Origin of the sequence: Lachnoclostridium sp. An169, from assembly GCF_002160525.1 — a bacterium.
Classification (GTDB): Bacteria; Bacillota; Clostridia; order Lachnospirales; family Lachnospiraceae; genus Mediterraneibacter; species Mediterraneibacter cottocaccae.
The window spans coordinates 1-16,058 of the sequence record NZ_NFKT01000038.1; the positions used below are offsets into that span (position 1 = coordinate 1).

Here is a 16,058-nt window from a genome sequence, read left to right on the forward strand (position 1 = left end):
TGTCCCTGTATGAGCATCAGTCCACATACAGCCCGAACCTTCCTCTGAGATTTCTTCTTTATCTCTCCGATCTGTATTCGGATATGACTAAGAACGATAATCTCTATGGGACGAAGAAAGTACTGATTCCACCACCCCAGTTCATTATCTTCTATAACGGCACAGACGAACAGCCGGACCAGAGGATCTTACGGCTTTCTGATCTCTATACTGTAGAAGAAAAGGAGTACAAACTGGAACTCGAAGCCGTCATGCTCAATGTAAATCTGGGGCATAATGAAACACTCATGCAGGCGTGCAAAACGCTCCGGGAATATGCCCAGTACACGGCACGGGTGCGTCAATACGCCGCCCGGATGCCGCTTGCAGACGCCGTAGAGCGGGCGATCAGCGAATGTATCCGGGAGGGGATCCTGAAGGAGTTTCTGGAAAAGAACCGCGCGGAGGCGAAGAAAATGAGTATTTATGAATATGATCAGGAAAAACATATGAGGCAGGAACGGGAAGCCGCCTGGGAGGATGGAGTTGAGGATGGAAGAGAACAGCTCCTCCAGGAGCAGATCCGCAAAAAACTCGCAAAAGGAAAATCAATTACCGAAATTGCGGATGCACTCGAGGAAACGGAAGACATGATTCGACACCAGATTGAAAAGATGGAAGAGACGGAGAAGTAACAGCAGGTGGGGGATCCGACACGGCTGAGGGGGCTGCCATGCGGCAGCCCCCTCAGAGCGTTTTTAATTTTTGCAGGGCATTCTCAATTCTCTTAGAATGTCTTCAATATTTCAAGCAGCCTTGTGTTATCCTCCTGTTTCATGATACAGAAGCGGATGTACTCTCCTTCGAGGCACTGGAAGGATGAGCAGTCCCGGATCATCATACCGTTTTGGATGCAGCTGTCAAAGACGTCTGCAGAGGTAAGCCCGGGCTTCCGGATTTTAAGAAGCAGGAAGTTCGCGTAAGGAGAATATACTTTAAAAGTTTCCGTATCTTCCAGTTCCCGGCAGATCCTTTCACGTTCGGAGAGAATGAGCGCGCGTGTCTCTGCGATGTATTCCAGATCCTGGAACATCAGCTCTCCGGCGTAGGCGCCGAGACTGTTCAGCGACCAGGGAATCTGTTTCTCACGCATCTTTTCGAGAAAATCTTTGTTTCCGGTGATTCCGTATCCGAGGCGCATGCCAGGAGCAGCGAAAAATTTCGAGACGCCCCGGAGAATCATGAGATTGTGATACCGTCTGGTAAAGGGCACGGCTGTGACATTGGAGACAACCGGAGCGAATTCCACATAGGTCTCATCAATCATCACGAAAATGTCATGTGCACGGCAGAAGGCGAGGAGCGCTTCCATGCCGCCGGTTAGGACAGCCGAGGATGTGGGATTGTTCGGGTTGCATAAAATGAGAAAATCATAGCCGTTTTCCAGAGTGCGGCACAGGTCCGGGATGTCCAGAACAAAATCATCACTTTCCCTGAGATGATAATAGTCCTGGGAACTGCCGGAGAGGGCAAGCTCCCGGGAGTACTCGGAGTAGGTGGGCCCCAGAATCAGAGTTTTCTTTGGCGCGCGTGTCTCGATCAGCAGTGAGATCAGTTCACTGGAGCCGTTGCCGGGGAGAACAAAATCTGCCGGGATCCCGCAGTATCCGGAAATCGTTTCCCGCAGGGATGTATACTCTCTGTCCGGATAGGAGGAGAGTACATCCAGATGGGATGCCGCGGCTGCCTTTACGGACTCGGAGAGCCCCAGTGGGTTGACGTTTGCCGCAAAGTTTACGATATCTTCTTTATTTAAATGATAATATTCACAGATTTTTTCAATGTCGCTTCCGTGAAATACAGGACGTGTATTCATATGGCTGCCCCTTTCGTTTTCTGATTTTATCAGTCCTGGAATATTCCGTGCCAGAAGATTTTGCTTTATCTCAGCCGGAAGATCTTATTTTGTTTCAAACAGGATCCCCAGAGTGTTGGGCCCGCAGTGGCAGGAGATCGTGCAGCTTGCCTTTGTGATATGGATCTCTTTGAAATGTATGGTCTCATCTACGGTTTTCCGTACCAGATCAATATAGTCCTGACTGATGCCGGAATGGGTGATGAACAGCAGATCCGTGTTGATATTGTCATATCTGGCAAGTTCGTCTTTCACATATCTGGCCAGAACTTTATCCAGGGAGCCACGGTATTTCTTTCCCACGCCCATACTGCCGTCGTGGTTGTCCACCTGGATACACGGCTTTAGTTTCAGGACATTTGCGCCCAGGGCGGCAACGGCAGAACAGCGTCCGCCTGCGTGCAGGAATGTGAGTGTGTCGAGAATAAAACTTGCGTGGCATTTCTCTGTCCTTTTGCGGAGCGCTTCCGCGATGGACTCCGCATCCATGCCCGCCGCGATCATTCTGCCGGCTGCGACAACAAGCAGGCCGGTGCCGGTGGAGAGATTGCAGCTGTCCACCACATGGACATGTCCCAGTTCGGAGGCTGCGAGACAGCAGTTCTGGTAGGAACTTGAGAGAGCGTGTCCCAGGTTGATGTGGATCACTTCATATCCCTGTTCCACCCAGGGACGGAAATGCTCGATATATTCTTCTACATTTACGGCGGAAGTTTTTGGGAGAATCTTTTTCTTATAATATTCCTCATATACTTCTTCCGGCGTGATATCTACATTATCCTTGTAGTCCTTTCCGTCCAGAATAATATGAAGCGGAAAATAGTTGACGTGGAAACGCTCTTTTAACTCGGAGTCGAGGTCGCAGGTGCTGTCGGCGCTTAAGATGATTTTTGCGTCTGACTGTCGGTTCGTTGTAGCTGACATGAATTTCCCTCCAAAAAAACAGATGCTGGTTGTTGCGGTTCAGAAAATAGTATAACACGCTTTTGGAAAAACAGCAGGAGTTTATAAATAATTTTTTTGCTTTCTCATGTATGATAAAGTATAATGAAAAGAACAGAAAACAGGTCAGGAGAGTTTTGCATGAAGAAAACGACATTTACCTTCCCCTCGGCGGATAAAAAGACACAGATCCACGGGGCAGAGTGGGGAACGGACAGGATGCCTGCCGGAATCGTTCAGATTTGTCATGGAATGACAGAATATATTGACAGATATGATGAACTTGCGGAATTTTTTGCAGAGATGGGACTTGTGACGGCGGGCTGTGATGTTATCGGACATGGAAGTTCGGTGGTGCCCGGTGAGATCCCCATGCATATGGAACGGTGGGAGGATGCAGTCAGCGATTTTGAGACGTGCAGGGAGATCCTGTCGAGAAAGTATCCGGGAGTGCCGTATTTCATTCTGGGATTCTCTCTGGGCTCCTTTGTGGCACAGACACATCAGGAAAAATACCCCGGCACCGTGGACGGCGTCATGCTCCTGGGAAGCGGATTTATCCCCACATTTCAGTTGAAGATTGCGGAAATGATGGTGAAGAAGGAAGGGGAAAAAGCCGGCATGAACCAGACGTCTCCGGCGATTCATCAGCTCTCATTCGGGACTTACAACCGGCGCTTTAAGCCCAATAAAAGTGAGTTTGACTGGCTGTACAGGGATGAGGAGTGCCTCCGCTCCTATGAGGAGGATGAGCGGATCGGCAGAGATATGAGCTGCCGCTTTTTTGAACAGTTCCTGTCCGGTATGGCGTATGTGAATGAGAATCTGAAAAAGCTGCCCAGGGACGTGCCGGTTCTGTTCGTGTCCGGGGAGGAGGATCCGGTGGGAGATTTCGGCAAAGGTGTGACAAAGCTCTTTGAAAAGTACCGGAAGCTGGGGATCCCCGCAGAGCTTCACATGATCCCTCAGTACCGGCATGATATTCTGCATGACGGGTGCAGGCGTCAGGTGTACGGGATCATGGAGAAATTCTTAAAAGAACAGATAAAAAACAGATAAATGGAGTGATTTTTATGAAGAAAGCAGTTATATTTCCGGGAGTCGGCTATCATACAGACAAGCCGCTTCTCTATTACAGTAAAAAGATCGCAGCAAATTACGGATATGAAGTGGTCGAAGTTCCCTACGGAAATTTTCCGAAAGGGGTGAAAGGATCAAAAGAAAAGATGGAGGCAGCCTTTTTCAGTGCCCTGGCTCAGGCGGAGGAGATTCTTAAAGGTGCGGAACTGGAATCCTGCGATGATCTGCTCTTTATCTCGAAGAGCGTGGGGACGGCGGTGGCTTCCGCCTATGCACAGAAACATCAGCTCCGCACGAGAAATATTTATTATACCCCGGTGGCAGCCTCCTTTCAGTTTATGACACAGCCGGGGATTGTGTTCCACGGGACAAAGGATTCCTGGGCTGAGACCTCTGTGATCCGAAAGGGCTGTGAAAAAGGCGGATTCCCGCTCTATATTACGGAGAATGCCAACCACTCCATGGAGACGGGAAATGTGGGGGGAGATCTGGACAACCTGAAGAAGATTATGGAGATTACAGAACAGTATATCGGCGGGGCAGGCTCGAACAGCGGACTCCGAATTCATTATGCGTCTCTGGATGATCTGGATGCGGTGGAAGCTCTGGAGAAAGCCGGATTTCCGCCTGCAGAAGCAGGTAAGCGGGAAGATTTCGAAAAGAGGATTCTGGCTTTCCCGAGGCATTTCTGGCTCCTGGAAGAAGACGGAAAACTGGTCAGCATGGTAAACGGAATGGTGACGAACGAAACGCATTTGAGAGATGAGATGTTTGAAAATGCCGATTTACATGATGAGGACGGGGAGTGGCAGATGCTCTTTGGCGTGGTGACAGATCCTGCATACCAGGGAAAAGGCTATATGTCACGACTGATGGAACATGTGATCGAAGATGTGAGAAGACAGGGCAAGAAGGGGCTTGTGCTTACGTGCAAGGATCGTCTGATTCCATTCTACAGCAGATTCGGTTTTGTGAATGAAGGAAAATCCCAGTCGGAGCATGGAGGGGCTGTCTGGTACGAGATGCGCCTGACGTTTTGAGAAAAAAATAGCATGAAAGAAAAGAAAGAATTTAATTTCTATAAGCGCGCAAGAATTGTCTGCCTGGCCATCCCCTTCGGGAAAGTGGCAACGTACGGTCAGATTGCTCTTCTGTGCGGAAAGCCGAAGAATGCGCGCCAGGTGGGATACGCCCTGAACCGGGGACGCCTGGGCGAGGAAATTCCGGCCCACCGGGTGATAAATTCCCGGGGAATCTTAAGCGGCGCTGCTGCGTTCGACACTTACGATATGCAGCGGATTCTCCTTAACGGGGAGGGTGTGGAAACGGAGTGGACGGAAGACGGATGGAAGGTGGATCTGAAACGTTTCGGCTGGAAAAGTACGATGGGGGAAGCGCTTGAATTTCGGGAACGATTTGAGCAGGAAGGGATATAGAGAGATTACGGCAGGAAAAATACAGGAGAAAGAATACAGGAGGAATAATTACCAGGAGGGAAGATATGCCAGGAGAAAATGAGATAAAAGGCTGCGGAAAAAATACCGGGATTCGCTGTATCGCGCTGGATTTGGATAAGACAACGCTGAACACCCGGGGAAGCTTAAGCCGGGAAAACCGGGAGATGCTGGAAGCAGCAGCGGACGCCGGGATTGAGATCGTGGCGGCAAGCGGACGGTCGCTGGACTCCCTCCCGGAGGAGATAACGGAATTGCAGGGAGTACATTATGCGATCACTTCAAACGGCGCGGCGGTGTATGACCTTGTACAGGGAAAATGTCTGCGGCAGTTTAAGATGACCCCGGGATCTGTAGATGAGATTCTGAAGCTGACTGCAGATCGGAAGGTGGCATATGAGGCGTTTATTGACGGGAAACCCTATGCACAGAAAAGTTATGTGGAAGATCCTGTCAGACACGGCGCGTCATCCCATGCGGTTGGCTATATACAGACGACCCGCGCCCCGGTGGAAGACATGAGAGGATTTATCAGAGGGCACAGGAATGAGTTGGACTGCATCGATATTGTGACCGGGGATGAAAAACTCAAGATGGAATTGTGGAAAACTTTTGAAAAACAGGTGGAGGATGTGTATATCACCTCTTCTGTGCCCCAGCTTCTGGAGATTTCCCACAGAGATTCCGGAAAGGAGAACGGCGCTGCATTCCTTTTGGAATATCTGGGGATGAAGCGGGAAAATCTGGCGGCGTTCGGGGACGGAGATAATGACTGCGGACTTCTGCATTTCGCGGAAATCGGATTCGCGGTGGAAAATGCATCGGACGCCTGCAGGGCGGCGGCAGACCGGATTGTTCCTTCTAATGATGAGAACGGAGTGGCGGAAGGAATCCGGCAGATTTTATGGGAGAGATAGCAGGAACTTTTCGCAGACGGTCCGGACAGCGCGGGGATATAAAGCAAGGTTTTGTCTAAAAGAAACAAGGATTTGTCAGATTAACCGGATCAACCGCGCGGATGTTTGCGGAACAGTGTTTTATAACATCTGGAAGAAAAGAAAGGAAAAAAAATATGTATACAGCATCAGAAAAAAGGTATGAAAAGATGATTTACAACCGCTGCGGAAAAAGCGGACTGAAGCTCCCGGCGGTTTCACTGGGACTCTGGCACAATTTCGGGGATACCGGAGTGTATGAAAACATGAGGCAGATCTGTTTTACCGCCTTTGACAACGGGATTACTCATTTTGATCTGGCGAATAATTACGGACCTGACCCGGGAAGTGCGGAGAAGAATTTCGGAAAGATCCTCAGAGAAGATCTGGGCCGATACAGGGACGAGCTGATCATCAGCACGAAAGCCGGATATGATATGTGGGAAGGTCCTTATGGAAACTGGGGAAGCAGAAAATATCTGATCGCCAGCCTGGACCAGAGCCTGGAGCGTCTGGGTCTGGATTATGTTGATATCTTTTATCATCACCGTATGGACCCGGAGACTCCTCTGGAGGAGACCATGGGAGCACTTGCACAGATCGTGGCTTCCGGAAAAGCCCTCTACGTAGGACTTTCCAACTATGACGGTCCGACTCTGGAGAAAGCGGCGGCGATTCTGGATGACCTGCACTGCCCGTTTATTATCAATCAGAACCGCTATTCCATCTTCGACAGAACCATCGAGAACAACGGGCTGAAAGAGACATCAGCAGAACTCGGCAAGGGGATCATTGCATTCAGCCCGCTGGCACAGGGGCTCCTGACGAACCGCTATCTGAACGGAATTCCGGAGGACAGCAGGATCCGGACAGACGGCAGATTCCTTCATGCAGATAATCTGACCGAAGAAAAGCTTCAGCAGATCCGGAAACTGAACGGCATCGCGGCAGGAAGAGGTCAGACTCTGGCTGAGATGGCGCTGAGCTGGATACTCAAAGACGGAATCGTGACCAGCGTCCTTGTGGGAGCTTCCAGACCGTCCCAGATTATCGACAATGTGAAAGCGATTCAAAACATCGAATTCAGCGAGGAAGAACTGAAAAAAATCGACGAAATCTAAACGCAGAACCTTCTTTCCGCCTGGCTCCAGTTTACAACATGGAACCAGGCGTCAATATATGCGGCACGCATGTTATAGTGTTTAAGATAATAGGCGTGTTCCCGGACAAGCCAGGCATATCCGGAACCGAATACGGAGAGCGCGGCTTCCTTGAAGAGCGCTTTGAAGTTTTCCGGACTTCCGAACCGGCAGGTCATTTCCCGGAAGAGGACAGGAGCCGAACAGGGAGCCGCCGGTTCCTTCATGCCGTTAAAATAGAAGCGGTGGCTGAATACCCCTCCGGCGTTGTTGCGGACCGGATTCTGCAGACGGCAGGGAAGTCTGCGCCAGACGGTCAGCAGTTCTTCCAGGGAAAAACGCTGCAGGGCGGGATTCTCTTCCAGTACCTTGTTGAGATTATCGATATACGTCTGCAGATGCCGGTCGTGATGCAGATGCATGGTCTTTTCATCGATGAAAGGCTCCAGAGCGTTGTAAGCATATGGCAGCGGTGTGTTGACAAAAGGATAGTAACTGTTCAATGATACGGCCTCCGGTAAGCTGAAGTTCCGAAATGGCGGAACCGGGAAATCGATACCAGTATATGCCGGGACAGAAAAAGGGTGACAGAAATGACATTACAACAGTTGAGATATATTATTCAGGTGGCGCAGTCCGGTTCCATCAGTATGGCGGCTCAGAAACTTTTTATCACGCAGCCCAGTCTGTCGAAAGCTGTGTCAGACCTGGAAAAAGAGATGGGGATTACCATTTTCTGCAGGAATAACAGGGGAGTCTGGCTTTCCGAGGAGGGGAGGCAGTTCCTTGCATATGCCCGCCAGGTCGTAGAACAGGCAGATCTTCTGGAGCAGAGATATAAAGAAAATGAACCGGTAAAGCAGGTGTTTGCGATTTCCGCCCAGCATTACGCATTTGTTGTAAATGCATTCGTTGCTTTGGTAAAAGAATATGGACGGGAAAAGTATGAATTTTCCCTGCGGGAGTCGCGGACGTATGATATTATTGAAGATGTGCGCACCAGAAGGAGCGAGCTTGGCATTCTCTTTCTGAGTAAATTTAACCGGGAAGTGATGCTGCGGATTCTCCAGAATGACGAACTGCATTTCGAACCTCTTTTTACGGCGCAGCCCCATGTGTTTGTCAGCAGGAGAAACCCTCTGGCGGATAAAGAGCGTGTTACCCTTGAGGAGCTTAAGGCGTATCCGCGTCTTACCTATGAACAGGGAATCCATAACTCTTTCTATTTTTCTGAAGAGCTTCACAGCACAATGGAAAGCCCGAAGAATATCATAGTCTCTGACCGTGCCACGCTTTTTAACCTGCTGATCGGTCTTGACGGCTATACGATCTCTTCCGGGATACTGAGCAGCGATCTGAACGGTACGGATATCGTCTCGGTTCCGCTGGAAAGTGACGAGATTATGGAGATCGGGTATATCCATACAATCGAGACCCCTCCCGGCAGGATGGCAGAGCGGTATCTGGATCATCTGCGGGAGTATATTCAGGCGCCGGAAGCGGGGAAGTAAAGGAAACGGGGGCGAAAAGGAAGCGGGAAAGGAAAGAATATAAATGGGATATAGTTTGAAACTATATCAGGATATCAAATTTCTATATTAGCATATGGCTGAACCCTGTGATACAATACCGTCATGCATTACAGCAGAACTTTGCAGAAGGAGGAATATCATTATGAGTACAGCATTTACAGAAAGAACACAGACACCGTTTCGGTTTGATATAGTGGGAAGTTTTCTTCGTCCGGATTATCTGAGGAAGGCGAGAGAGGAGTACGAAGCGGGAAAGATTGACCGGGAGGCGCTGCGGCAGACGGAGGACAGAGCAATCCGCGAGCTGGTGGAAAAGCAGAAAAAGGCAGGGCTTCCGGTGATTACGGACGGAGAGTTCCGGCGTGCCACCTGGCATCTGGACTTTATGTGGGGATTTGACGGCGTGGGACACAGCGCCACCAAAACAGGGCTTCCGTTTCACGGGGAGGCGGCGATGATTGACGATACATACCTGACGGGGAAAGTATCCCTTTCCGGGGAACATCCTTTTGTGGAACATTTCCGGTTCCTGAAGGCCCTGGAAGATGAGAATACTGTGGCGAAACAGACGATTCCGGCTCCGGCGCAGTTCCTGGAGCAGATGATCCTGCCGGGACTGATTGAGAATACGAAAAAGTATTATGATGATATCGATGAACTTGTGCACGACATTGCAGAGGGATATAAGAAAGTAATTCGTGACCTGTATGATGCGGGATGCAGAAATCTCCAGTTTGATGACTGCTCCTGGGGAATGTGTGTGGATCCCAATGCCTGCAGGATTTTCGACACGGACGAGGCAGGGCTTGACCGCGTGATGGAGCAGCTTCTGGAGATTAACAACCTTGCCATCGAAGGAAAACCGGAGGATCTGGTGATCAATACCCATGTTTGCCGCGGAAATTTCCACTCCACATGGGCGAGCAGCGGCGCTTATGACCGGGTGGCAGAATATCTCTTTGCCCGTGAAAATGTAAATGCCTATTATCTGGAATACGACGATGAGCGTTCCGGCGGATTTGAGCCCTTAAAGGAAGTGTCCGACGGCAAGATGGTGGTGCTGGGACTGATCACGACAAAGTCTCCGGAACTGGAGGACAAAGAAGAAGTGATCCGCCGTATCCATGAGGCGGCAGAATATATTCCGCTTGACAGGCTGTGCTTAAGCCCCCAGTGCGGATTTGCCTCCTGTGAAATCGGGAATAAGCTTACCGAAGAGGAACAGTGGAAGAAGATCGCTCTGGTGGGAGAGATCGCCCGGGAAGTCTGGGGAAGATAAAGAACGGGAGGTATTTGTTTCTGATTCGGATATGCGGATTGTCTTGAATAAATATTTTGGCGCGCGGGCAACCTGAAAACAGATAAGGAGCAAAATGCAGTTTCAATGTGCTTCACTGTAATTGACAAGGATGAAAATTTAGGATAAAATAAAATAAACTTTATATTTTCATAAAAGGAGGCCGCGCTATGACATATATTGAGCGAGCATTGGAACGAAAGTTTTTGCGCATGAGTTCCTTTTTCAAAGCGGTACTTGTAACGGGGGCACGGCAGGTCGGAAAAACTACCATGCTGAAACATTTGGCCGAAGGACAAAATCGTACTTATATTTCCATGGATAATGCAATGGCGAGGATCCTGGCCCAAACGGATCCGGTATTGTTCTTTCAGACTTACAAACCGCCTATCATCATTGACGAAATACAGAAAGCTCCGGAGCTGTTTGAACAGATTAAGATCATGTGTGATGAATCTGAAGAAAGAGGATTATTCTGGCTGACTGGTTCTCAGCAGTATAAGATGATGAAAAATATCCGTGATACGCTGGCAGGAAGAATTGGGATTCTGGAACTATACAGTTTCTCCAAAAATGAAGTAGACGGAGAAGTTTTTACAAATAAACTGGATTTCTCTCTGCAGTGCCTTTTGGAACGGCAGAAAATAGCAAAGAAAAATGATATTATAGATGTGTTTGAACATATCTGGCGAGGCGGGATGCCTGATGCTTTAAGAGCAGATGCCGAGCAGAGGCAGGAATATTTCAATTCTTATATTGAGACTTATCTGATGCGGGATGTGACGGAAGAAGGCGGCATTACCGATTCTGTACGTTTTCGCAAATTCCTGAATGCCTGTGCTGCCTTAACGGCCGAGCAGGTAAATTACAAAACTCTGGCGGAGGCAGCCGAAATTTCTCAGCCTACGGCGAAGGAGTGGCTGCGGATCTTACAGGGACTGGGCATTATTTACCTTCTGCCACCCTTTGCCAATAACGAATTGAAACGATTGACAAAAACACCAAAGCTGTATTTCTGCGATACAGGATTGTGTGCCTATCTGTCTATGTGGCTAACCAGAGATACCCTGATGAATGGCGCTGCAAATGGGCACTACTTTGAAAACTATGTTGTGATCGAGCTTTTGAAAAGTTTTTCCTACTCAGCAGATAAAGCAAATTTGACATATTACAGGGATTCTAATTCAAAAGAAATAGATGTGATTGTAGAAGAAAATGGATTGGTTCATCCACTGGAAATCAAAAAATCGGCAAATCCTGACCGGAGAGAAGTTAAAAAATATGAGGTACTTGATAAGACAACTTTAGAGCGTGGCAGCGGCGGAATTGTCTGCATGTGCGATGAAGTGATACCGATCGATCAGAAAAACTGTTTTATTCCCTGCAATCTGATATAAAGAGCAGAAAGGAAATGCCTGAAAACAGATACTCCTGAACAGGGGGAGGGCGTGAATCGTATGAGTAATTGTATGAGTCACGCCCTCCCCCGTTTTTCAAACTTGCGGACATATGAAAAGAGCGGGTTCCCTCGTTGACTTCCACGCACCCGCCGGAATATAATGTTGGGGAGACGGGGGCTTTCTGCTGCCGGCAGAGCGGCTCCCGGGAAAGAGGTGAAAGAATGTACATCGCAGATTTACATATCCATTCCCGGTATTCAAGGGCAACGAGTAAAGACTGTACGCCGGAGTATCTGGATCTGTGGGCGGCAAGAAAAGGAATCCACATCGTGGGAACGGGGGATTTTACCCACCCGGCGTGGAGAGAGGAACTGGCGGAGAAACTGGAGCCTGCGGAGGAAGGGCTCTACGTTCTGAAAGATGAATACAGAATAGACAGGGACAGGGTTCCGGGAGAAATCCGTCCCCGGTTTGTGGTTACCGGGGAGATCAGTTCGATCTATAAGAAAAACGGAAAGGTCAGGAAAGTCCACAGTCTGATTCTGCTTCCGGGGCTGGAAGCAGCGGAAAAAATATCGCGGAAATTAGAGCAGATCGGAAATATCCATTCCGACGGCAGACCGATCCTGGGACTGGACTGCCATGATCTTCTGGAAATCGTACTGGAACTGTGCCCGGAGGCCGTCTACGTGCCGGCGCATATCTGGACGCCCCATTTCTCCCTGTTCGGCGCATTTTCCGGGTTTGATACTGTGGAGGAATGTTTTGAGGATCTGACGCCGTACATCCATGCGGTGGAGACGGGGCTTTCCTCCGATCCGCCCATGAACTGGCGAGTTTCGGCGCTGGACCGCTTTCATCTGATCTCCAACTCGGACGCCCACTCCCCGGCAAAACTGGGAAGGGAGGCGAATCTTCTGGACATTCCCATGTCCTATGAGGGACTCGCAGGGGCGATCCAGACCGGGAAGGGGCTGTACGGAACCATCGAATTCTTCCCGGAGGAGGGCAAGTACCACATGGACGGTCACCGGAAATGCGGAATCTGTCTGACGCCGTCTGAGACCATAAAGCACCAGGGCGTCTGCCCGGTCTGCGGGCGGAAGATCACAATCGGAGTATCACACCGGGTGGAGGAACTGGCGGACCGCCCGGAAGGCTATCAGAAACCGGACGCGGCAGCTTTTGAGAGTCTCGTTCCGCTGCCTGAGGTGATCGGCGCTTCATCGGGACATTCTGCGGCGAGCAAAAAAGTGGAAAAAGAATATATGCACATGCTCTCCGAACTGGGCCCGGAGTTTGAAATCCTGAGAAATATTCCGTTGGACGATATCCGTCGCGTATCGGGAAACCGGATTGCCGAGGGAATCGGACGGCTCCGGGAGGGAAAAGTGGAACGGATCCCCGGATTCGACGGAGAGTACGGAATCATCCGCCTTTTCAGCACAGACGAGCTGAGCAATACGGAAGGACAGATGGATTTCTTCGGTATGCTGGGAGTAAATTCCGGTGAGAATGTGAGACATCCGGAAGGGGAAAAATCAGACGGAAACAGTGCGGAAGAAGGTGGAGCAGAGGCATCAGCAGAGAAAGCGCCAGTCGAGAAAGAACTTGCATCCGCGCAGCCTGCGCAGGAATTTCCGCAGCCTGCGCGGGAGTCCGGTCTCAATCCGGAGCAGCGCCGGGCAGTGTGTTCCCTCGCGCGGAAGATCGCGGTAAAGGCGGGACCCGGCACGGGAAAAACGAAGACACTGGTATCCCATCTCTGCTATCTTCTGGAGAACCGAAGAGTCAGCCCGTCCGAGATCACAGCGGTGACATTTACCAACCAGGCGGCAGGAGAACTCCGGGAGAGGATCGCCCGGGAAACCGGGAAGAAGCAGGCAGTGCGGCGGATGCAGATCGGGACATTCCACGCGCTCTGCCTGGACTTCTTAAAACAGCAGGGGGAAGTATTCTCTCTGGCAGGAGAAGAGGAGCTTGCAAAACTGGCGGCAGAAGTAACGGGAGAAAGCAGCCGTAAAAAAGTGCGGGAGTTCCTGGAGCAGGTTTCCCGCCGGAAGGCCGGCATGGATACCGAAAACATGCAGGAGACAGAACTGGCGGCTGCGGCGGAGAATTCGCAGTGGGAGCAGGCATATGCGGGTTATGAGGCGGCGAAGCAGGAGAGAGGTCTGTATGATTTTGATGACCTGCTTCTGAAAACGATAGAAAAAATAGAAAGCGGAAATGTACCCGCCGGATGGAAAAAGCGGTTCCACTATCTGCTTGTGGATGAGTTCCAGGATATCAATCCGGTCCAGTACCGGCTGATCGAACTGTGGAGCAGGCAGGGCAGAGAGCTTTTCGTCATCGGAGATCCGGATCAGTCCATCTATGGTTTCCGGGGCGCCGATGCGACATGTTTTAAAAGACTAAAGAAAGATAATTGTGACCTGGAGCTGATTGAACTCAAAGAAAACTACCGTTCCACGCCCCAGGTGCTCTCGGCTGCGTCAGCGGTAATCTCCCGTGCAGGAATCCTCCATGCCAACAGTCCGGATAACGTGCCGGTGCGGGTGGTACATGCGGGAAGCCCGATGGGAGAGGCGATCTTTATCGCAAAAGAGATCAACCGGCTTGCCGGGGGAATCGGGATGCTGGAAGCCCATCAGGCGGCATGGGAGCAGGACGGCAGGAAGATCCGGGGATTCGGAGACATTGCCGTGCTCTGCCGTACCCACCATCAGGCGGAACTTGTGGAAAAATGTCTGATAAAAGAGGGAATCCCCTATATTGTGGCGGGAAGGGAGGATTTCCTGAAAGATCCTGCGGTGCAGGGCAGTATCCATTTCTTCCATTATATAGAGGATCCGGAAAATCTTGCAGCGGCCGAATCCTGTGCGGAAGAACTCTGGCAGTTGGAGTGGAACACTGTGACAGAGGAGATCATCCGCAGCACAGCGGAAAAGTTCCGTCCGCTTTATGAGAAGAAGAAACCTCAGAAAGTCCTGGAAGAGTGGATGAAAGAGATGAAGCTTGAGGGAAATCCGGCGATGGAGAAGCTGTCCCGGATGACCGTGTTCCATTCTTCCATGAAGGAGATGCTTGAAGCACTGCTGCTTGGAGTGGAGAGCGACCTGAAACGGTGCGGAGGCAAGAAGTACACGTCAGAGGCCGTGACGCTGATGACTCTGCACGGATCAAAAGGACTGGAGTTCCCGGCAGTATTTATTTACGGAGCAGAGAAAGGCTCGATTCCTTATGAGAGCGAGAAACACCCGTCGGATGTGGAAGAGGAACGCCGCCTGTTCTATGTGGGAATTACCAGGGCGAAGGAGGAACTTCTTATCACAACCTCCGGAGAAATGTCTGAGTTTCTTGAGAATGTATTAAATGACTCAAAGGAAGAAAATGTCGTTCTGGAAGAGGCAGAGAAGAAAAAGCAGAATACTGAGTTCCACCAGATGAGTCTGTTTGAACTGTAATTTGAACTGTAATGAGGAGAAGTGCAGAGGTAAATATGAAGATGAAGATAATCATTTCACCGGCAAAGAAGATGAATAATGATCCGGATCTGCTGCAGTTTCGGGATTATCCGGTATTTCTGGAAAAGACGGAGATTCTGATGGACTGGATCCGGAGTCTGTCCTATGAGGAGGCAAAGCGGGTCTGGAAGTGCAACGATAAGATTGCAGAGCAGAATTTTGATCGCTTCGCGCGGATGGATCTTAAGAAGAACCTGACCCCTGCCATTCTCTCCTATGAGGGAATCCAGTACCAGTACATGGCGCCGGCGGTATTCGAGGAAAAGGCTGTGGACTATATTCAGGAACATCTGCGGATTCTGTCCGGGTTCTACGGCGTGCTTAAGCCCCTGGACGGGGTAACGCCGTACCGGCTTGAGATGCAGGCGAAGATTCCGGAAGGAGAGAGTAAAATCGGAGCGAAAGATCTCTATGCTTTCTGGGGAAGAACGATCTGCGATGAAGTGCTCCGTGATGAAAGGGCGGCGCTTAACGAAAATAACGGGCGTGACGGACATAACGGACATGACGGACGTAATGGACACAATGGAACCAAAAAAGATCGCACGAACACGATTATCAATCTCGCTTCAAAAGAATATTCCCGCTGCGTGGAGGCCTACCTGGGACCGGAGGACCGTTTCCTGACCTGCGTGTTCGGTGAGCTTTCCGATGGAAAAGTAAAGCAGAAGGGGACATTTGCCAAGATGGCGCGGGGCGAGATGGTGCGATTCCTGGCGCAGAGGCAGGCGGAGGATCCGGAGGAGATGAAAGCTTTTGACCGTCTGGGCTACCGCTTCAGCCAAGAATATTCATCGGAGAATGAATATGTTTTCCTCAAAGAGGAAAGAGAAGGGGATAAATAGAAGGAGATAAATG

The 16,058-nt window shown here is 50.2% G+C and carries 14 protein-coding genes; 11 read left to right on the forward strand and 3 right to left on the reverse strand.

Translation table 11 applies throughout. From position 1 onward, the window contains the following. A partial coding sequence (locus B5F07_RS22705; protein ID WP_087162806.1) for a hypothetical protein occupies window positions 1–674 on the forward strand: 674 nt, incomplete at its 5' end. A 92-nt stretch (window positions 675–766) separates the two neighbouring features. On the opposite strand, the gene B5F07_RS19105 is transcribed toward B5F07_RS22705, so the two are convergent. Both B5F07_RS19105 and B5F07_RS19110 read right to left on the reverse strand, forming a co-directional pair. Continuing rightward, complete coding sequence (locus tag B5F07_RS19105) at window positions 767–1,855, reverse strand: pyridoxal phosphate-dependent aminotransferase (protein ID WP_087162807.1); 1,089 nt, start codon at window positions 1,853–1,855, stop codon at window positions 767–769. An 84-nt stretch (window positions 1,856–1,939) separates the two neighbouring features. Further along, on the reverse strand, window positions 1,940–2,818 hold the full coding sequence (locus tag B5F07_RS19110; protein ID WP_087162808.1) for a DegV family protein: 879 nt from the start codon (window positions 2,816–2,818) through the stop codon (window positions 1,940–1,942). A 159-nt stretch (window positions 2,819–2,977) separates the two neighbouring features. Here B5F07_RS19110 and B5F07_RS19115 point away from each other — a divergent pair, with 159 nt between their 5' ends. The 5 genes from B5F07_RS19115 (at window position 2,978) to mgrA (ending at window position 7,426) form a co-directional block, all read left to right on the forward strand. Further along, entirely contained in the window at window positions 2,978–3,895 is a 918-nt protein-coding gene (locus B5F07_RS19115; RefSeq protein WP_162613181.1) for an alpha/beta fold hydrolase, read from the forward strand. Window positions 3,896–3,909: 14 nt separating this feature from the next. After that, complete coding sequence (locus B5F07_RS23450; RefSeq protein ID WP_330397896.1) at window positions 3,910–4,956, forward strand: GNAT family N-acetyltransferase; 1,047 nt, start codon at window positions 3,910–3,912, stop codon at window positions 4,954–4,956. Between the two features lie 12 nt (window positions 4,957–4,968). Beyond that, entirely contained in the window at window positions 4,969–5,352 is a 384-nt protein-coding gene (locus B5F07_RS19125) for an MGMT family protein (RefSeq protein WP_087162810.1), read from the forward strand. 65 nt (window positions 5,353–5,417) lie between these two features. Continuing rightward, window positions 5,418–6,287, forward strand: coding sequence for an HAD family hydrolase (locus B5F07_RS19130; protein ID WP_087162811.1), 870 nt, complete (start codon window positions 5,418–5,420; stop codon window positions 6,285–6,287). 155 nt (window positions 6,288–6,442) lie between these two features. Continuing rightward, the gene (gene mgrA / locus B5F07_RS19135; RefSeq protein WP_087162835.1) at window positions 6,443–7,426 is read left to right on the forward strand and encodes an L-glyceraldehyde 3-phosphate reductase; all 984 of its coding nucleotides are present in this window, start codon (window positions 6,443–6,445) and stop codon (window positions 7,424–7,426) included. Here mgrA and B5F07_RS19140 read toward each other — a convergent pair. Beyond that, a complete protein-coding gene (locus B5F07_RS19140; protein WP_087162812.1) occupies window positions 7,423–7,947 on the reverse strand; it encodes a superoxide dismutase in 525 nt (174 codons plus the stop codon). The two genes, mgrA and B5F07_RS19140, sit on opposite strands and share 4 nt — an antisense overlap. A 90-nt stretch (window positions 7,948–8,037) precedes the next feature. Here B5F07_RS19140 and B5F07_RS19145 point away from each other — a divergent pair, with 90 nt between their 5' ends. The 5 genes from B5F07_RS19145 to B5F07_RS19165 all read left to right on the forward strand — a co-directional run bounded on the left by B5F07_RS19145 (window position 8,038) and on the right by B5F07_RS19165 (window position 16,045). Continuing rightward, window positions 8,038–8,955, forward strand: a complete 918-nt coding sequence (locus tag B5F07_RS19145) for a LysR family transcriptional regulator (RefSeq protein WP_087162813.1) — start codon at window positions 8,038–8,040, stop codon at window positions 8,953–8,955. Window positions 8,956–9,118: 163 nt separating this feature from the next. Continuing rightward, entirely contained in the window at window positions 9,119–10,255 is a 1,137-nt protein-coding gene (locus tag B5F07_RS19150) for a 5-methyltetrahydropteroyltriglutamate--homocysteine S-methyltransferase (protein ID WP_087162814.1), read from the forward strand. A 188-nt stretch (window positions 10,256–10,443) separates the two neighbouring features. Beyond that, the gene (locus B5F07_RS19155; protein ID WP_087162815.1) at window positions 10,444–11,670 is read left to right on the forward strand and encodes an ATP-binding protein; all 1,227 of its coding nucleotides are present in this window, start codon (window positions 10,444–10,446) and stop codon (window positions 11,668–11,670) included. A 224-nt stretch (window positions 11,671–11,894) separates the two neighbouring features. Next, entirely contained in the window at window positions 11,895–15,140 is a 3,246-nt protein-coding gene (locus B5F07_RS19160) for a UvrD-helicase domain-containing protein (RefSeq protein WP_087162836.1), read from the forward strand. 41 nt (window positions 15,141–15,181) lie between these two features. After that, complete coding sequence (locus tag B5F07_RS19165) at window positions 15,182–16,045, forward strand: YaaA family protein (RefSeq protein ID WP_087162837.1); 864 nt, start codon at window positions 15,182–15,184, stop codon at window positions 16,043–16,045. The last annotated feature ends 13 nt before the right edge of the window (window positions 16,046–16,058 follow it).